This is a genomic window from Roseateles asaccharophilus, assembly GCF_031458115.1.
In the GTDB taxonomy this organism is placed as follows: domain Bacteria; phylum Pseudomonadota; class Gammaproteobacteria; order Burkholderiales; family Burkholderiaceae_C; genus Pelomonas; species Pelomonas asaccharophilus_A.
In genome coordinates, this window is sequence record NZ_JAVDXV010000012.1 from 53756 (window position 1) to 71828 (window position 18073).

General features: G+C 67.5%; 13 protein-coding genes. 7 read left to right on the forward strand and 6 right to left on the reverse strand.

Annotation, left to right across the window (positions count from 1 at the left end):
* Nucleotides 1–18 precede the first annotated feature (18 nt).
* From kdgR to kduD, 5 genes are all read right to left on the reverse strand, one after another.
* Nucleotides 19–819: a DNA-binding transcriptional regulator KdgR gene (kdgR, locus tag J2X21_RS25195; RefSeq protein ID WP_310332894.1), complete on the reverse strand. Its 801-nt coding sequence runs from the start codon at nucleotides 817–819 to the stop codon at nucleotides 19–21.
* A 45-nt stretch (nucleotides 820–864) separates the two neighbouring features.
* Nucleotides 865–2103, reverse strand: a complete 1239-nt coding sequence (locus J2X21_RS25200; protein ID WP_310332895.1) for a pectate lyase family protein — start codon at nucleotides 2101–2103, stop codon at nucleotides 865–867.
* Nucleotides 2100–3179, reverse strand: a complete 1080-nt coding sequence (locus J2X21_RS25205) for a pectinesterase family protein (RefSeq protein ID WP_310332896.1) — start codon at nucleotides 3177–3179, stop codon at nucleotides 2100–2102. Before J2X21_RS25205 ends, J2X21_RS25200 begins: the two co-directional genes overlap by 4 nt.
* A complete protein-coding gene (locus J2X21_RS25210; RefSeq protein WP_310332897.1) occupies nucleotides 3176–4348 on the reverse strand; it encodes an oligogalacturonate lyase family protein in 1173 nt (390 codons plus the stop codon). The genes J2X21_RS25205 and J2X21_RS25210 overlap by 4 nt, the downstream gene beginning before the upstream one ends.
* A 193-nt stretch (nucleotides 4349–4541) precedes the next feature.
* Complete coding sequence (kduD, locus tag J2X21_RS25215) at nucleotides 4542–5303, reverse strand: 2-dehydro-3-deoxy-D-gluconate 5-dehydrogenase KduD (RefSeq protein WP_310332898.1); 762 nt, start codon at nucleotides 5301–5303, stop codon at nucleotides 4542–4544.
* 460 nt (nucleotides 5304–5763) lie between these two features.
* Here kduD and J2X21_RS25220 point away from each other — a divergent pair, with 460 nt between their 5' ends.
* From J2X21_RS25220 to J2X21_RS25250, 7 genes are all read left to right on the forward strand, one after another.
* Nucleotides 5764–8673 (forward strand): TonB-dependent receptor, encoded by a 2910-nt coding sequence (locus tag J2X21_RS25220; RefSeq protein ID WP_310332899.1) that lies wholly within the window; start codon nucleotides 5764–5766, stop codon nucleotides 8671–8673.
* A 149-nt stretch (nucleotides 8674–8822) separates the two neighbouring features.
* Nucleotides 8823–9395 carry a PEP-CTERM sorting domain-containing protein gene (locus J2X21_RS25225; protein ID WP_310332900.1) on the forward strand — a complete coding sequence of 191 codons (573 nt, stop codon included), beginning with the start codon at nucleotides 8823–8825 and terminating at the stop codon, nucleotides 9393–9395.
* Entirely contained in the window at nucleotides 9392–12196 is a 2805-nt protein-coding gene (locus tag J2X21_RS25230) for a pectate lyase family protein (protein ID WP_310332901.1), read from the forward strand. The genes J2X21_RS25225 and J2X21_RS25230 overlap by 4 nt, the downstream gene beginning before the upstream one ends.
* A gap of 47 nt (nucleotides 12197–12243) precedes the next feature.
* Complete coding sequence (locus tag J2X21_RS25235) at nucleotides 12244–15141, forward strand: TonB-dependent receptor domain-containing protein (RefSeq protein ID WP_310332902.1); 2898 nt, start codon at nucleotides 12244–12246, stop codon at nucleotides 15139–15141.
* A 75-nt stretch (nucleotides 15142–15216) separates the two neighbouring features.
* Nucleotides 15217–16545, forward strand: coding sequence for a pectate lyase family protein (locus J2X21_RS25240; protein ID WP_310332903.1), 1329 nt, complete (start codon nucleotides 15217–15219; stop codon nucleotides 16543–16545).
* Nucleotides 16542–17297: a GDSL-type esterase/lipase family protein gene (locus J2X21_RS25245; RefSeq protein ID WP_310332904.1), complete on the forward strand. Its 756-nt coding sequence runs from the start codon at nucleotides 16542–16544 to the stop codon at nucleotides 17295–17297. The genes J2X21_RS25240 and J2X21_RS25245 overlap by 4 nt, the downstream gene beginning before the upstream one ends.
* 55 nt (nucleotides 17298–17352) lie before the next feature.
* A complete protein-coding gene (locus J2X21_RS25250) occupies nucleotides 17353–17754 on the forward strand; it encodes a GFA family protein (RefSeq protein WP_310332905.1) in 402 nt (133 codons plus the stop codon).
* Here J2X21_RS25250 and cutA read toward each other — a convergent pair.
* Nucleotides 17745–18071, reverse strand: coding sequence for a divalent-cation tolerance protein CutA (gene cutA, locus J2X21_RS25255; RefSeq protein WP_310332906.1), 327 nt, complete (start codon nucleotides 18069–18071; stop codon nucleotides 17745–17747). The two genes, J2X21_RS25250 and cutA, sit on opposite strands and share 10 nt — an antisense overlap.
* Nucleotides 18072–18073 lie beyond the last annotated feature (2 nt).

Here is an 18073-nt window from a genome sequence, read left to right on the forward strand (position 1 = left end):
GCCTCACACGCAGGGCGCTCAGATCGAGATCGGGTACTTGGTGCAGCCCAGCTTCTCGGAGATTTCGCGGCTGGCGGTCTGCAGCATCTTGACGACCTCGGGCGCCTTCTCCACGTCGAAGCGGAAGGTCGGGAAGGACACGCTCATGCCGGCGATGGGCTGGCCCAGGCGGTCGAAGATGGGCACGCCCAGGCAGCGGATGTGGTCGTCGAACTCCTCACGGTCCTCGCCGAAGCCCTGCTTCTTGACCTGCTCCAGTTCGGCCAGGAAGGCCGGGCGCTCGGTGATGGTCTTGTCGCGGAAGCGCGTGAACACGGCGCCGTCCAGGATGCGGTCGCGGCGGGCCGGGTGTTCCCAGGCCAGCAGTACCTTGCCGATGGCCGTGCAGTGCAGCGGCGCGCGGCGGCCCACGCGGGAGTACATGCCCAGCATGTGGCGCGAGTCCACCTTGTGGATGTAGATGATCTCGCTGTCGATCAAGTTGCCCAGGTGGACTGTCTCGCCGGTGGCGTCGGCCAGCATCTGCATGTGGTGCTTGGCCAGGTCCACCAGGTCGGGCGAGGGCAGGGCCTTGGCGCCGATCTCGAACATGCGCATGGCCAGGCCGTAGCGCTCGCTGTCGGCCTCCTGGCGCACATAGCCCAGGCCCTTCATGGTCTGCAGGAAACGGTAGACCGTCGCCTTGGGCATGGCCAGCCGGACCGACAGGTCGGTGATGCCGATGTCGCTGCGTTCGCCCAGGGCGTTCAGGATGGCGAACACCTTGAGAACCGCGGCGACCGATTCGGGCTGCTTTGAGTCGCCAATGTCTTCATCCATCGTTTTGATTCTTTCGGGCGCTTGTTCCGGATGGTGGATTCTGACTCAGACCGGGCGGGGGCCCACGCCAGCGCGGATTTGCTCAACAAGACGATTGGCGTCGGCCGTCCGCAGCAGGGCGGTGTCGTAGCTGTCTTCCGGTCGCCAGCCGACGTCCGGCGACAGGCCTTCGCCCGCCAACACCACGGGGTTGCCATTGAGGCGGTTGCCCCCGCGGTCGGTGAGGGCGTTGCCTTTCAGTCGACGGATCAGGCGGTTGGCGGCTATGCCGGGCGGCAGCTGCCAATTGTTGGACTCGGCGACGATCTGCGACTGGTAGCCCACGCCCAGCGAGTAGCCGAAGTCGTCGGCGTGGTCGGCGCTGAACAGGTTGCAGGCGACGTGCACGCGACCGTAGCGCACCCGCGGCGTGCGCTCCTTGCAGCCGTGGAAGTGGTTGTGGTGCAGCGTGACGCGCAGCTTGCCGATGTCCTCGGTGTGCTTCTCGTCGCCGCCGATCAGCATGGTCTTGTCGTGGCTGCTGAAGCGGCACCAGGAGATGGTGATCAGGTCGCCGCCGTGGGTGATGTCCAGCAGGCCGTCGTGGTGCTGCACCCGGCGGCCCAGGCGCACGGGTTCGAGGTGGTCGGGGCGGTTGCCGTCGCTCAGGCTGCAGTGGTCCACCCACACGCGCCGGGCGCCGCCCGTGATGCTCAGCGGGTCGTACTCGGAGTTCCACTCGCCGTGGCCGTTGTCGCGCGGTTCCCAGGCGGGGAAGTGGTCGTAGGCGTCGGACAGGTCCAGGTGGCGCACGATGACGTTCTCCACCTTGTCCAGCAGCAGCGTGCCGTGCTGGAAGCCGGCGCCGGGCGCGACGCCGATCAGCGTGGTGTTGGACGGCACGCGCACGACGATGGCCGTCGCTTGGCGCTTGGCGGAGCGGGCGCGGGCGTCTTCCAGCGGGCCCTTGGGGTCGACGCGGCCCCAGGTGGCGGGGTCGAAGGCGCGGTCGAACGCGTCGAAGCTGAAGGCGGGGTCGCGGAAGGACTCGGCGCCTCCTGGGCCCAGGTCGATCAGCGCGTGCACGCGGATGATCTTGGGCACGTCGCCCCGCTTCAGCGCGGCATCCAGGCCGGCGCGGTCGCGCACGTCGAACACGTGTTCGGGGCGGGCGCCGTTGCCGCCGGTGGTCTTGCCCACACCGGCCCAGCCCAGCGGAGCACCTGCTGCAGCCGGCGTGCTGGCACGAGCGCCCAGGGCGGGCAGGGCGGCGAGGGCCAGCAGGTCGCGACGGGTGAAGTTCATGGCTGTCGGTTGTTGAATTCGGTCAGGCGGCTGGCGTCGGGCGGGCGGCGCGAGGTGCTGGCCGACCAGGGGCCCACATGCGCGCCGAGGTCGCTGTCGCGCACGACGGCCATGCCGTCAGGGCTCACGCCGGCCGTCCAGGTGCCGGCCTTCACGCCCGCGTCCCAGGCACGGCCCAGCGCCGTGGCGCCGGGGTTGATGCCAGGCTCGCCGACGATGCGGCTGTGTGTGACGAGGAACCCCTGCTTCAAGCCCGGCGGCGTGCTGGGCGCGAGGACGATGCCGCCCTGGCCGGGCTTGCGGCGGTTGGCGCGGGTCAGGATGGTGGACTGCTCGATGACCAGCGTCGCGGCGCCGAAGATGAAGTCCACATCGCCAGCAATGAGGCTGTGGCGGATCAGCTGGCGAGCGGGCGCGTCGGGTTTGGCGCGCTTCACGTACAGCGTGTCCTGGTGGCCCAGCAGGCGCACGTTTTCCAGCTGGATGCGGTCGCCGGTCAGCGTGAGGGCCACGGCCTGCGCGCCGCCGTTCTCGCCCACCTCGGCGGGGAAGGCGCCGCCGTGCCGGCCGGCGTCCATCGCGTCGTTGGCAACAGTCAGGTGCAGCAGCTGCACGTCGTTGCTCTGCACCAGCATGGAGGTGCTGCCGCTGGTGCCGATGGTGGTCTTGCCCAGCTCGGGCCAGCAGGGGTGGGCGGGTTCGTTCTCGCCCTTGGCCTTGCCGGAGAAGCGGTTGTCCACCAGCACGACGGCGGCCGCGTCCAGCGGCGCGCCGACCAGGGCCAGCGGCGCCTTGTCCTTGATGCACAGCGGGCCGCGGTAGGTGCCGGGCTGGATCTGGATGATCCAGCGCCTGCTGCCTTCGGCCGGCACTTTGTCGATGGCGGCCTGCACGGATTCGCCAGGCCTGACGATGAAGTCGGGCGCGGCGGGGCTCAGGTCGGCCAGCGGCGCGGGCGTCCAGTCGCCGAGGTAGGCGGCCGTCGTGTGCGCGGCGGCCTGTTCGGCGCTCAGCTGCGGGCGCTGGGCCTGGGCGGTCAGTACCGCGCCCGCCAGGACGAGGGCGACGAACCTCACAGGTCGACCAGGTAGAGCGCCGGCTCGTAGCCCTTGGAGGCGGTTTCCTTGTCGCAGCTGAACAGCACCTGCTTGTTGTCCGGCGTGAAGCTGGGGTGGGGGTGGGTGACCTGGCGGTCGTCTTTGTAGACGCCCCAGCCGCTGTCGTGGCGGGCGATCTTGCGCGTCGTGCCGGCCTTCAGGTCGAACAGGTGCAGATAGGGGTCGCCCACCAGCATCTCGTTGCTGGCGGTGTTGTCCAGGCTGACCTTGCCGACGCCGTCGCCGACGATCAGCGTGCCGTCGTGGTTGCTCATCAGGTGCGAGCACTGCGGCATGGTGGTCAGCACCTTGTTCTCCAGCGTGACCGGGTCCAGGCTGCAGATCCAGCGCTCGGGCGACTTGTCGTTGTACGACACATAGATCATCGCGCTGCCGTCCGGCACCCAGAACTCGTGCGTGCAGCTCTCGCCCTCGCCGTGTTCCTTGCCGCAGCGGCGGTTCGTACCGTTCTCGTCGATGAACCACATGCGCGCATCGATGAGGTCGTGCGGGCCTTCGTGACAGTAGGCCACGGTGTTGTCGTCGAACGGCCGGTACTGCGGGTGGCCCAGCCAGCCACGCTGCTCCAGGATGACGGTGCGCTTGCCGGTGGCCAGGTCCACGCTGAACAGGCGGCACAGCGGGCGCGCGTGGAACATCTCGTTGAACTTCTGCCACGTGTTCAGCGGGAACCAGTCGGACGCTGCGATTTCGATGCCGACGATCTTGGTGCAGGCGCTGTTGCTGACCCAGGTGCCATAGCCGACCCAGTCGTCGGGCACGACATAGAGCACTTCCTCGGTCAGCGAGGCCAGTTCCAGACGGATGAACTGGCGCTTGTCGCGCACGAAATAGAGGTGCCTGTCATCGGGACTCAGGAAGCCACCGAAGGTGTTCTCGCCGATGCCGTCGGTGAGCTGCACGCAGCGCTGGGTGTCCAGGTCCAGCAGGTGGTAGTTCCAGTTCGGGCTGGGGTTGGGGCCGAACTCGCCACCGAAGATCAGCTTGCGGCCATCGTTCGTGAAGCACTTCTGATAGAAGTAGTTGCGATGGCAGGTCACGTCCGGCGGCGTCAGCCGCGTGACGCGGGCGCCGGTGTCGGGGTCCGCATGCGTGACGAAGTCGAATTTGCGTTCGGTGGCTTTCATGTCTTCATCCTCGTTCGCACCGACTCGCCAGGCACGGCGGCGCGAGAAGTTTTCGGGCCGAGCGCCGGGCCGCTCCCAAGCCGGCCCGCCGGGCGATGTGCTTGCGGCTCGATGCCGCAAGCATCGCCATCCCCTCGGGGATCGATCAGACTCGCCCGCGTTCAGCGAGGCGAGGCTGGGCGAGGGGCAAGTGTCACCGTGCGAGCCAGCCGCCGTCGACAGCCACGGTGTAGCCGTTGATGTAGTCGGATGCCGACGACGACAGGAACACCACCGGGCCGCCAAGGTCCTCGGGCTTGCCCCAGCGGCCGGCCGGGATGCGTTCCAGGATGGCGTTGTTGCGCTGCTCGTCGGCGCGCAGCGCGGCCGTGTTGTTGGTGGCCATGTAGCCGGGGGCGATGGCGTTCACGTTGATGCCGTGCGAGGCCCACTCGTTGGCCATCAGGCGCGTGATGCCCATGACGCCGCTCTTGCTGGCGGTGTAGGAAGGCACGCGGATGCCGCCCTGGAAGCTCAGCATGGAGGCGATGTTGACGATCTTGCCGCCGCTGCCCTGGGCCATGAATTGCTTGGCCACGGCCTGCGACAGGAAGAACACCGACTTCAGGTTCAGGTCCATCACGTCGTCCCAGTCCGCTTCCGAGAACTTGATGGCGTCCTCGCGGCGGATGATGCCGGCGTTGTTGACGAGGATGTGCACGGCGCCGTTCAGCGCCTTGGCCTGGGCGACCAGATCGGGGATGCAACTGATGTCGCCGAGGTTGGCGCGCAGGTCCAGGAACTTGCGGCCCAGGGCTTCGACGGCGGCTTTGGTCTCGTCGGGCTCTGACACATTGACGCCGACGATGTCGGCACCGGCCTGCGCCAGCGCCAGGGCCATGCCTTGGCCCAGGCCCGTATTGCAGCCCGTGACGATGGCCGTCTTGCCGGCCAGGCTGAAGTTCTGAAGCACCATGGTGTTGTTATCCGATCAGGGCAAATTAGTTCACGGGTTGAGCGCCCGCTTGGGGGAGGCCCGGTTCACATCAGCGTGGATCCTGCTGAAGATGTGAACCGCGCCGAACGCGGAACCGTTGTACCGGGATGGTTGAAACGCGGTTCCAAAAATTCGGTTTGCCGACTTTAGAGGTCGTGCAAGTGTTGCGGAATCATGGTTTCTAATTAGTGAACCGATGTTCCGATTTTGCCAGCTTCCCCCTATCATCGTCTACAAGCAAGCTCACAGACACATTCGGTGACAGCCTGTTTACGTTGTCATGGTGGCGATAGCCGCCCTGGCCCAACCAGCGTCCGCACTGCAGCGGCGCCGGTCAAAACACCGTCGGGTGCCCTGCGTGCGCCCGGGCCATAAACCCGCCCCAGACCCCAGAGTTGCCAGCCCCGTGCCCAGGCGACCTTTGCACCAGGAGACCTTCATGCCCGCATTCCGTCCCGCCTTGAGCCCCGTGGCTCTGGCCGCCGCCCTGATCGCCGCCCCGGCCTGGGCGCAGACCCAGCCCTCCAACCAGCAACTGGAGACCGTGACGGTCACCGGCATCCGCGCCTCGCTGGAAAGCGCACTGAATGCCAAGCGGCAAGAGAAGGGCATCGTCGACGTCATCAAGGCCGAGGACATGGGCAAGTTCCCGGACACCAACCTGGCCGAGTCGCTGCAGCGCATCCCCGGCGTCGTGATCGACCGTGACGCCGGCGAAGGCCGCAACATCACCGTGCGCGGCCTGGGCGGCGACTTCGCCCGCACCCGCATCAACGGCATCGAGGCGCTGGCCACGACCGGCGGCACCGACAGCTCCGGCGGCGCCAACCGTACCCGCGCGTTCGACTTCAACGTGTTCGCCGCCGACCTGTTCAACTCGCTGACGGTACGCAAGAGCAGCTCGGCCGATGTGGACGAGGGCTCGCTGGGCGCCACCATCGACCTGCAGACGGCCCGCCCCTTCGACATGAAGAAGTTCGCGGCCGCCGTGGCCGTGAAGGGCACCTACAACGATCTGCGCGGCAAGGTCACGCCCAAGACCTCGTTCCTGATTTCCAACACCTTCGCCGATGGCAAGGTCGGCGCGCTGCTGTCCGGCGCGTACTCCAAGCGCAAGGTCTACGAAGAAGGCTTCAGCACCGTGCGCTGGGACAACGGCCCGTCCAGCGGTGGCTGGTGCCCACCGCAAGGCATCACGACCGGGCTGCCGACCGGATCCACCGCCACCACCTGCGGCCCAGCCGCCCAAGGCGTGGCGCGCCTGCCCAACACGCCGGAATACCTGGCCGCCTACAACGAGGCCAGCAAGGCCACCAACTTCCATCCGCGCCTGCCGCGCTACGGCCGCCTGACGCATGACCAGGAGCGCCTGGGCCTGACCGGCTCGCTGCAGTTCCGCCTGTCGGACACCACGCTGCTGACGGCCGACATGCTGTACTCCAAGCTGGAAGCCACGCGCCAGGAAGACTTCCTGGAAGCCATCTCCTTCAGCCGCGCGCTGACGGCCGGCGGCAAGCAGCAGACCAGCGTGCTGGCGGCCGAGTTCAATTCCGCCGGCCAGATGGTCTACGGCAAGTTCAACGGCGTGGACATCCGTTCCGAGTCGCGCTTTGACGTGCTGAGCACCGAGTTCACCCAGCCCACCATCACGCTGGAGCAGGACATCGGCGACACCATCAAGGTGACGCTGCGTGGCGGCCGCGCCAAGTCGCGCTTCAACAACCCCATCCAGACCACGACGACGCTGGATGCGCCCAACGTGGACGGCTATGTGTTCGACGCCCGTGGCGACGACCGCGCGCCGCTGCTGGGCTACGGCAACCTGAACCCGGGCGACGCCAACGGTGGCTTCAAGATCTACGGCGTTCCCGTGGGATCGACCAGCATCACCAACTTCACGCCCAGCGAGATCCGCATCCGCCCGAACGGCGTCACGAACAAGCAGGACGTGCTGACCGGCGACGTGGCCTGGGAAGTGGCCGACGGCCTGACGCTGAAGGGTGGCGTCAGCTACAAGAAGTTCAGCTTCGACAGCTATGACTTCCGCCGCACGGTGGAGACGATGAACACGCTGCCGGCCAACGTCATCCCGGCCAGCCTGGTGACCACGGTCAGCGACTTCGGCAAGGGCCAGAACCTGCCCGCCGGCTCCATCACGTCCTGGGTCATCCCGAACCTGGATGCGATCGCCGCCGCCTACGACATCTACTGCAACTGCCTGAAGACCGGCGTGGCCGGCGGCCCCGGCGACTTCCGCCTGACGTCCATCACAAACGGCAACGCCCGGGGCGGCAACCGCTCCATCGTCGAGACCGACACCGGCGCCTGGCTGATGGCCGACTTCGAGACCCGCCTGGGTGGCATGCCCGTGCGCGGCAACGTCGGCACGCGCTACGTGAAGACGGACATCAATGCCGCGGGCTACCTCGCCACCGGCGGCGGCAGCCTGGTGACGGCCGACCGCCAGTACAAGGACTGGCTGCCCTCGGCCAACGTGTCCGTCAGCCTGACCCGCGAGCTGATGCTGCGCGCGGCGGCGGCCAAGGTGATGTCGCGCCCGCCGCTGCAGAACCTGAACCCGGGCGGCACGCTGTCCACCACCGGCACGCTGAGCTACACCGGCGGCAACCCGCAGCTCGACCCGTTCCGCGCCACGACGCTGGACACCAGCCTCGAGTGGTACCACGCCAAGAACGCCTTCGTGGGCCTGGGCCTGTTCCACAAGAAGATCAAGAGCTATGTGCTGACCAAGGGCTTCGACATGGCCTACAAGGACAGCGGCCTGCCGATGTCCCTGCTGCCCAGCAACTTCACGGGTGACGAGATCTTCCGCTTCAGCGCTCCGGTCAACTCGCCCGGCGGCAACCTGAGCGGCTTCGAGATCAACGTGCAGCAGCCCTTCAGCTTCCTGCCGGGCTGGGGCAAGAACTTCGGCGTGCTGGCGAACTACACGCAGGTCAAGTCGAAGATGGAGTACGTGCTGTCGGCCACGGGTGTCGGCGCCGCGACCGTCACGGAAGACCTGGTCAACCTGTCGCCGCGTTCGTGGAACCTGTCGGTCTACTACGACGACGGCACCTTCAGCGGCCGCGTCTCGACGTCCTCGCGCTCGGACTTTCTGACCACCGTTCCGGCTGGCAACAACCAGGACGTGGCCGGCAAGAAGAAGACCTTCAACGTCGACCTGTCGATGGGCTACAAGGTCAACAAGCAGCTGGAAGTCACCTTCGAGGCGACCAACCTGACCAACCAGCCGAACGACCAGTTCATCTCCCGCGGCATGGACAACGTGGTGGTGAACAACTACACCGGCCGCGAATTCATCATCGGCGGTCGCTACAAGTTCTAAGCCGCAACGGCTGGACGCACCCAAGGGGCATGGACGAGCGTCCTTGCCCCTTGTTCCCACGAAGGGTCGCAGACCCCGAGAACACATCACAGAGTCGGCAGGCGCCTGCGCTGAGGCAGTGCATTGCCCACCACGACGGAGACAAACCCATGCAGAGGTTCATCATCGCGGCCGCGCTGGTCGCTGCACTGGCGGCGGGCGGGGCGGCTCACGCGGCCGACAAGCTGCCAGCCGGCACGGTCATCACGGGCCAGGTCAGTGGCGTGACGGCCACGCTGCTGGGCCTGGATCATGACTTCGCCGACGAGGCCGGCAGCCACGTGACAACGCTGGCGGCCGCCGATCTCGAATTCCTCAGCGGCGATGCCGCCGTGGGCATCGACTTCTTCACCAACGGCGAGGTGCAGGTCTGGAACAACAGCGGCGCGCTCAGCCTGCCGGGCCAATACCAGTTCACCTTCAGCTTCGCCGGACTGGCCAGCCCGCTGGCCAGCTTCCAGCCGCTGGACGTCACCGGCATGACGGGCGGCACGCTGAGCCTGCAGGTGCTCAGCGACAACAGCATCCGTCTGACGCTGACCGACGCGCAGTTCGCCACCGAGTTCGGGCAGGTCTCGGCGCAACTCAACGTCAGCGCCGTCCCCGAGTCCGGCACCCTGCTGATGATGGCTGCCGGTCTGGGCCTGGTCGCCGGCCTGCGCCGCGCCCGGAGGCGCGCATGAAGCCGCGCCACGTATTGGCGCTGGCCGCGCTGCTGGCCTCGCCGGCTTTTGCCGCGACCGACCCCGCGCTGCAGGCCGCTCCGGCCGACGGCTGGGGGGCCGGCACCGTGGGCGGCAGCGCCGCCACGCCCGACCACATTTACACGGCGCGCAACCGTGCCGAGCTGCTGGCCGCGCTGACCAACGGTGGCAACCTGCCCAAGATCATCAAGGTGGCCGGCACCATCGACATGGCCGACGGAACGCCGTTCGCGAACACCGCCGACCAGAAGGCGCGCGGCCGCGTGAAGCTGGGCAGCAACACCACGCTGATCGGCGAGGGCCCGGGCGCCGGTTTCGTCAACGCGTGGATAGACATCACCGGCGTCAGCCAGGTCATCGTGCGCAACCTGCACATCGTCGCGCCCTGCGACGTGGGCCCCATCTGGGACCCGACCGACGGTTCGACCGGCAACTGGAACTCGGCCTACGACGCGATCGGCATCGTCACGTCCACGCAGGTCTGGATAGACCGCAACACCATCACTGATGCGCCGGTCACCGACGACACGCTGCCCGTCGAGAACGGCAAGACACGGCAGTGCCACGACGGCGCCATCGACATCACCAAGGGCGCCGACCTGATCACCGTCAGCTACAACGTGCTGACCAAGCATGACAAGAACATGCTGATCGGCGGTTCGGACAGCCTGACCAGCGACGCCGGCAAGCTGCGCGTGACCATCGCCAACAACGTGTTCGATGGCGTCACGCAACGCGTGCCGCGCGTGCGCTTCGGCCAGGTCCACGTCTTCAACAACTACTTCAGCGGCAGCAAGTCGGCCAGCTCCTATCCGCACAGCACCAGCGTGGGCGTGGGCAAGGCGGCCAACATCCTGTCGAACGCCAATGTGTTCGCCGTCGAAGGTGCGGCCGGCTGCGACAACGTCGTCAGCTACGCCAGCAGCGACCGCACGGGTGTGTTCAAGGACACGGGCTCCACGCTCAACGGCGCCGCGCTGGGCGCCTGCAGCGTGGCGGCCGGGACGGCCTTCACGCCGGGCTATGCGTTCAAGCCTCGGCCCACGGCGCTGGTCAAGGCCAATGCGCTGGCGCAGGCCGGCGCCGGCAAGCTGACGACGCAGATCAGCGGCAACGGCAACGTCGGCGAGATCGCCGGCGCGCGTTCGCCGGCCAGCAACGAGACCGGCGTTCCGACCGACACGCGGCTTTCGCTGGCCTTCGACGCGCCGCCCAGCATCGGCAGCAGCGGCACCATCAAGGTCTGGCGCGCCAGCGATGACCAACTGGTCGACACCATCGATGTCGGCACCGCGCCGTCGGCCACCGACACGCAGACCGTGCTGGCCCGCACCAACCTCGAGATCGACGCGCTGGGGCTGGGCTCCATGCCCGACGGCGCCACGTTCGCGCGCTATGTCTGGTACCGCCCGTTGACGGTCAGCGGCAGCAAGGCCGGCATCAAGCTGCACAACAACAAGCTGGACTTCAACACCACCTACTACGTGACGGTGGATGCGTCCGTGCTGGTGGGCACCATCAAGGGCGCGGCGTTCGCTGGCATCAGCAAGGCCGACAACTGGAAGTTCACGACCCGCGCCGCGCCCGCCAGCTACACCAGCCTGCAGGTGGACGACAGCGGCACCACGGCCGACTTCCGCACGCTGCAAGGCGCGCTGAACTGGGTCATGAAGCACTGCTCCACGAACAGCCCGGCGAGCTATGGCTGCAACACGGTGGCCACGCCCAAGACCATTCAGTTGGCCAACGGCAACTACGCCGAGCTGAACGTGCTGCGCAAGGTGTCCAACCTCAGCATCGTCGGCGAGAGCCGCGACGGCGTCGTCGTAGGGGACGTGAACTTCGAGTCCATGAACTCCGGCAGCGGCGCCAGCAGCGCAACGGCCGGCACGGCGCTCAGCACCTCGGGCAAGACGCTGGGCCATCGCGTGCTGGGCGGCGGCCGCTCGGCGCTGCTGGTCGAAAGCTCCGACCTGCTGACGCTGTCCAACTTCACGCTGCACAACCCGCACGAGCGCGCCAGCACGTGGGACAACCAGGCCGAGGCCCTGTACTTCAACACCAGCACGACGGCCGCGGCCGCGCGCTTCGTGGCCAGGCAGATGAACTTCCTCAGCCAGCAGGACACGCTGCAGCTCAAGGGCTACAACTGGATCTACCAGTCGCTGGTCGCCGGCAACGTCGACTACATCTGGGGCAGCGTGATGGCCAGCCTGTTCGAGGACTGCGAGATCCGCTCCGTGGCCGACACGGCCAGCAGCTCGCCCGGCTACATCCTGCAGGCGCGTGCGACCGCGGGCGACAAGGGCTTTGTGTTCCTGAACAGCCAGTTGACCGCCGGCCCCGGCGTGACGCAGGCCTACCTGGCGCGCAGCGGCGGCACGACGGCAACGACCTACACCGACAACATCGTGTTCGTGAACACCCGAATGGGCTCGCACATCCTGCCGGTGGGCTGGTGCGTGGGCACCGGCACCAGCAAGACCGGCACCGGCACGGGCGCCTGCAGCAGCAACCCGCCATCGTGGGCCGGCACGGTTGATGGCGGCACGACCGACACGGCCGGCTGGCGCGAGTTCGGCAGCATGGACCTCGCCGGCGCGCCGCTGGACGTCAGCGCCCGGCTGGGCGTGGCCTCGGTCAAGGTCGGCGGCATGCCCACCAACGTCCCGCTGGCCAAGCAGCTCGGGTCCGCCGCGGGCCTGACGACGCGGGCCGAGATCTTCCACAACTCCACCATCGCCACCGGTGCGCCCGGTGGCTGGGTGCCGGCGCCCTGAGCGCCGCACCGCCTTGACCTCACGAACGACAAACCAACGGAGACATGATGAACCCCAAGCTTCGCCCCAGCACCAGCCTGACGCTGTGCGCCGCCGCCGTGCTCAGCCTCTTCGGCGCCGCCCAGGCCCAGGAGACCGCTGCGCCGGTCACGATGGAGCGCATCCAGATCACCGGTTCGTCCATCAAGCGGCTGTCCGGCGAGACGGCGCTGTCGGTGTCCGTCAACAAGACGGAAGAACTGGACGCGCGGGGCCATACCGAGCTGAAGGACCTCATCCTGGAACTGCCGCAGTCGCTGTCGCTGGGCACCAACTCCGGTGCGGCCGGCCCGGTGCTGAACCTGCGTGGCCTGGGCCCCATGCGCACGTTGACGCTGCTGAACGGCCGCCGCATGGCCAACGAGCCGCTGCAGGACCAGTACGTGTCGGCCAACGTGATCCCGCGCATGGCGCTGGATCGCGTGGAGACGCTGCGTGACGGCGCCTCGTCCATCTACGGCTCCGACGCCATCGGCGGCGTGCAGAACTACGTCACCAAGACCAGCTTCAAGGGCGCCAAGATCAAGGTCGAGCTGAACGCGCCGGAGCGTTCGCCGCGCGGCCAGACCAATGCCGTGGGCTTCATCGCTGGCATCGGGGACCTGGGCACGGATGGCTGGAATGTGTACGGCACGATGGACTATCAGACCAAGTCAGCCCTGATGCAGGGCGACCGGCCCGAGCTGTTCGACGGCTCCGCGCTGAACCAGCTGGGCCTGCTGCTGACCCCCAGCAACAAGAACCAGAGCCCCATTGCGAACTACGGCTTCAGCGCCACGGCCAACAGCAACTACAACTCGAGCTTCGCCACCGGCTGCGTGGCGCCTTACTCGCTGCCTACGCTGGGCGCCGGCAGCGTCGCGACGCCGGCCACCTATAGCAACGCCGGCTGTTACCGCGACCCGAACTTCTTCACCGCCGTCAGCGACGGCAGCCGCATCAGCAACCTCTACGGCAAGGGCACGCTGAATCTGGGCAAGGGGCACCGCCTGACGCTGGAGCTGGCGCATGCCGACTTCACGGTCAAGAAGTACCGCGGCATGCAGCTGCCCAGCAGCAACGAGCCGGCGACGACCTACAACATCCCGTCCACCAGCAAGTTCTACCCTGGCAACGGCATCACACCGCTGGTCAACGTGGTGGGCAGCAACACCGGCGCCAATTCACCGGCGATGTACATCGATCCGGTCAAGACGCCCGGTGTGGTCAGCCCGCTGCGGATGAACAACCGCCTGGTCTACTTCACGTGGGGCCCGGGCGAGCTGGGCAATGCCTACCGCAACGACCAGCAGCTCAACGACCGCATGGTGCTGAGCGCCGAAGGCTCGGCCTTCAACTGGGACTACCGCGTGGGCCTGAACTACGGCCACTCCACGCGTGACACGCGCACCGGCGGCGGCTACATCCTCTACAGCAAGGCGCAGGAAGGCTTCACCAAGGGCATCCTGAACCCGTTCGGCCCGCAGGATGCGGCCGGCCTGGAGTACCTGAAGAGCATCGAGCTGCGCGACTACATCTATCGCAAGAACGAGGCCTTCAACAAGTCCGTCGACGCGACGCTGACGCGCGAGCTGATGGACCTGGGCGGTGGCCCGCTGACGCTGGCCATCACCGGCGAGCTGCGCCGCGACGAGGCCAAGGTCAGCGCCGCGCCGCTGGACTATGTCGGCAAGCTGGCCGACGGCAGTTACAACATCAGCAGCGCCGGCGTTGTGCTGAAGGACGACATCGTGGGCGAGAACCCCACCGGCGTCGCCGCCAAGCTGCATCGCAACATCAAGTCCGCCGTCGTCGAACTCGATGCGCCGCTGACCAAGCAGTGGACCATCAACGGCGCCGTGCGTTCGGACACCTACAGCGACCTGAAGACCACCACGGTCAACCCCAAGCTGTCGGTGCGCTTCCAGCCCACCGCCGAGCTGATGCTGCGCGCGTCGGCGAACACGGGCTTCCGTGCACCGTCCATCATGGACATCCAGAACCCGACGCCGGAAGTGCGCCAGGTGGCCATGGATGACCCGGTGCTGTGCCCCAGCCCCACGCCCACCATTGCCAACACCGGCACGCCGGTGAGCGGCTTCACGGCGGCGCAGGTCTGCAACGTCACGACCAACTACTGGACCAAGTCGCCCGACAACAGTCACCTGAAGCCCGAGAAGTCCAAGGGCTGGGCGGTGGGCGGCGCGTTCGAGCCGCTGAAGGGCCTGCTGGTGACGGTGGACTACTGGGGCATCCGCATCGACGACGTGCTGGGCGCGCTGACACTGGCCGAGGTGCAGTCGGCACCGGCCAAGTACGCCGCCAACATCCTGCGCAATGCCGACGGCACCATCAACTACATCCTGACCAGCCAGGCCAACCGTGGCGGCATGAACATGCGCGGCCTGGACATCGCCGCCACCTACCAGCTGCGCACGCCCAGCTACGGCACCTTCAACTTCAAGCTCGACGGCACCTACTACGACAAGTACGCGTTCTCGGTGGAGAAGGGCGGTGAGTTCTACGACAACATCGGCATCCTGACCGGCGACGGCAAGTTCACCGGCCCCAACGCCGGCCTGGCCACCATGCAGCAGATCGTCTACCGCTGGAAGCACACGGCGTCGGTCAACTGGCGCCTGGGCAACTGGTCGACGCAGCTGTCGCAGCGCTACAGCAGCGGCCTGACCGACCTGACGCCGCGCGCCGGTTCCAACTACACCGAGGTCAAGGCCTACAAGCAGTACAACCTGAGCGCGTCCTACTCGGGCTTCAAGAGCCTGAAGCTGGGCTTCGGCATCAACAACATCACCGACGTGAACCCGCCGCTGACCGCCAACACGACCTACAGCGGTGGCTACCTGACCAGCGGTGCCGACATCCTGGGCCGCACCTTCCGGTTCTCGGCCGAGTACACGTTCTTCTAAACCGAACGACCTGCTGATGGCGCGCGCAAGGTTCTCGCGGACTTTGCGCGCTTCTTCATTTCAAGCGTCCCCTCCATGTCCATCAGAACCCACGCCGTGTCCCTGCTGGCCTGCGCCAGCGCCTTGTGGTGCGTCAGCGGCGGTGCCGCAGCGCAGACCAGTGCACCCGCCCATGCGGCCATCGTCCACAAGGGCTGGACCCAGACCGAAGGCGGCCGCGGCGGCCGCATCATCAAGGTCACCACGCTGGCTTCCTCGGGCCCCGGCAGCCTGGCGGAAGCCATCGCCGCGGCGGGTCCGCGCATCGTCGTGTTCGAGGTCGGCGGCGTCATCGACATGGCGGGCAAGCCGCTGAAGATCGCGCAGCCCTTCCTGACCATCGCCGGCCAGACGGCGCCCGAGCCCGGCATCCACATCCTGAAGGCCGAGACCACCATCGCGACGCACGACGTGGTCATCCAGCACCTGAGCTTCCGCCCCGGCGAGTTCGGCCGGCCCAAGAAGGGAGGCGGTGACCAGGACGCCATCTCCGGCATCGGTGGCGCCCGCGATGTCATCGTGGACCACTGCAGTTTCTCCTGGGCCACCGACGAGAACCTGTCCGCCTCCGGTCCGCGCTTCGAGGGCAAGACACCCGAGGAGTGGCGCAAGGCCACGTCGCACCGCATCACTTACAGCCACAACCTCATCTACGAGGGCCTGGGCAACTCGGTGCACGAGAAGGGTGAGCACAGCAAAGGCTCGCTGATCCACGACAACACCAGCCAGGTGCTGCTGTACGGCAACGTCTATGTGTCCAACCGCCAGCGCAACGCGCTGTTCAAGGGCGGCGCGCAGGGCGCGATGGTCAACAACTACATCTTCAACCCCGGTGACCGTGCGGTGCACTACAACCTGCTGGCCAACGAGTGGACCGGCCAGCCCTGGCAGAACGGCAAGCTGACGCTGGTGGGCAACGCGCTGCGCCATGGCCCCAGCACGGTGGCCGGCACGCCGTTCTTCACGATGCTGGGCCAGGGCGACCTGGAACTGCACATGACCGACAACCTCGCGCACGACAACCAGGGCCGCGTCGTGCCGCTGCTGGGCAACAGCGCGCAGACCAGCGGCAAGATCATCGTCGCGGCCAAGCCCGAGCTGCCCGCCGGCCTGGCCTTCCGCCCGGCCGCCGACCTCGGGCGCGAACTGCCGGCGCTGGTCGGCGCGCGTCCCTGGGCCCGCGACCCGTTGGATGCGAAGCTGCTGGCCGACATGGCGCAGGGGAAGGGCAAGCTCATCGACTCCGAGGTCGAGAACGCGCTGGGCTATCCGCGCCACGCCGAGACGCGCCGCGCATTCAAGGCCGAGGACTGGAACCTCGACGACATGACTCCCAAGGCTGGTTGGCCAGCCCTCGCCAAATGAAGAAACTGCTTCTGCCCCTCGTCGCCGCCGGCCTGTGCCTGACGGCCTCCGCCCAGACCGCGCCCGCGGCATCCGCACCGCGTGGAGAGACCACCGCCAACGTCGCTACCGGTCCGCGTCTCATCCTTGTGGGCGACTCCACGATGGCACCGCGCAGCGGCTACGGCAATGCGCTGTGTGCGCGCTTCCAGCAGGTCGCCTGCATCAACCTCGCGCGCGGTGGCCGCTCCAGCATGAGCTTCCGTGCCGAGGGGCTGTGGAGCACCGTGATGGCGTTGCTGAACGAAGGCGGCGCGGCCAAGCAGAAGACCTTGGTGCTGATCCAGTTCGGCCACAACGACCAGCCCGGCAAGCCTGGCCGTTCCACCGACCTTGCCACCGAGTTCGGCCCCAACATGGCCGGCTATGTGAAGGATGTGAAGGCGGCAGGCGGCGACGTGCTGCTGATGACGCCGCTGACCCGCCGCACCTTCAAGGCCGGCGAGCTGCCCAACGACCTGCGCCCCTGGGCCGAGGCCATCATCAAGGTCGGCGCCGAGCAGGGCGTGCCGGTGCTGGACGTCAACGCCATCAGCCACGCGGCGGTCGCCGCGATGGGCCAGGCCGCCGCCGACACGCTGGCCGAGGCGCCGCCGCGCTTCGACCGCACCCACGTTGGCCCCAGGGGCGCGGCCTTCTTCTCGGAGCAGGTGATGGAGGGCTTGATCAAGCTCCGGCCGGAGTTGGCGACGGCGAAGACGCTGGTGCCCTGACCGGGCATCGTCCGCGGGAAGGCTGTGCCATGCTGTCGCCTCTCAGGAGGCAAGCATGTTCAAACCCCCGCGCGTTGCAGCCTGCAGCTGCGGCCAACTGACCGCCCAGGTCACCGGCGACCCGGTGCGCATCTCAATCTGCCACTGCCTTGCCTGCCAGCGCCGCACAGGCAGCGTGTTCGGCCAGCAGGCGCGGTTCCGACGCGATGGCGTGGTGTTGTCGGGTGTGTCCACAACGTGGGTGCGCACGGGCGACGAGGGGTCGAGCGCGACCTTCCACTTCTGCCCCACATGTGGCGCCACGGTTTACTACGAGCCCGGCGGGCTGGACGAGTTCCTGGCCATCCCGGTGGGCGCGTTCGCCGACCCGACTTTTCCGACGCCCACCGTGTCGGTCTACGAAGAGCGCATGCACGCCTGGGTGGTACCGCCGGCGGACGCCGAGCACTACGCCTGATCTGGCTGGCGCAGCGACGACCGCACCCATTCGGCGTACTCAGTGGTGCCGGCAATGACCGGCAGCGCGTAGATGGCGGGCAGCTCGTAGGGGTGGAGTTCGCGCAGCAAGGCCTCCAGCGCCGGATACAGCGCGCGCGTGGTCTTGAACATCAGCCGCACCTCGTCTTCGCAGACGACCTCGCCCTGCCAGCGGTAGGTGCTGCGGATTGCCTCGGTCTGCACGCAGGCGGCCAGGCCTTGCTCGACGGCGGCGCGTGCCAATGCATTGGCCTGGTCTTGTCGCGCGACGCTGGTGTGGACGGCGAGCAGATCCATGC

Coding starts and splice junctions, on each gene's coding strand:
- kdgR (WP_310332894.1), bottom strand. CDS start 819: ATGGATGAAGACATTGGCGACTCAAAGCAGCCCGAATCGGTCGCCGCG.
- J2X21_RS25200 (WP_310332895.1), bottom strand. CDS start 2,103: ATGAACTTCACCCGTCGCGACCTGCTGGCCCTCGCCGCCCTGCCCGCC.
- J2X21_RS25210 (WP_310332897.1), bottom strand. CDS start 4,348: ATGAAAGCCACCGAACGCAAATTCGACTTCGTCACGCATGCGGACCCC.
- kduD (WP_310332898.1), bottom strand. CDS start 5,303: ATGGTGCTTCAGAACTTCAGCCTGGCCGGCAAGACGGCCATCGTCACG.
- J2X21_RS25220 (WP_310332899.1), top strand. CDS start 5,764: ATGCCCGCATTCCGTCCCGCCTTGAGCCCCGTGGCTCTGGCCGCCGCC.
- J2X21_RS25225 (WP_310332900.1), top strand. CDS start 8,823: ATGCAGAGGTTCATCATCGCGGCCGCGCTGGTCGCTGCACTGGCGGCG.
- J2X21_RS25230 (WP_310332901.1), top strand. CDS start 9,392: ATGAAGCCGCGCCACGTATTGGCGCTGGCCGCGCTGCTGGCCTCGCCG.
- J2X21_RS25235 (WP_310332902.1), top strand. CDS start 12,244: ATGAACCCCAAGCTTCGCCCCAGCACCAGCCTGACGCTGTGCGCCGCC.
- J2X21_RS25240 (WP_310332903.1), top strand. CDS start 15,217: ATGTCCATCAGAACCCACGCCGTGTCCCTGCTGGCCTGCGCCAGCGCC.
- J2X21_RS25245 (WP_310332904.1), top strand. CDS start 16,542: ATGAAGAAACTGCTTCTGCCCCTCGTCGCCGCCGGCCTGTGCCTGACG.
- J2X21_RS25250 (WP_310332905.1), top strand. CDS start 17,353: ATGTTCAAACCCCCGCGCGTTGCAGCCTGCAGCTGCGGCCAACTGACC.
- cutA (WP_310332906.1), bottom strand. CDS start 18,071: ATGGATCTGCTCGCCGTCCACACCAGCGTCGCGCGACAAGACCAGGCC.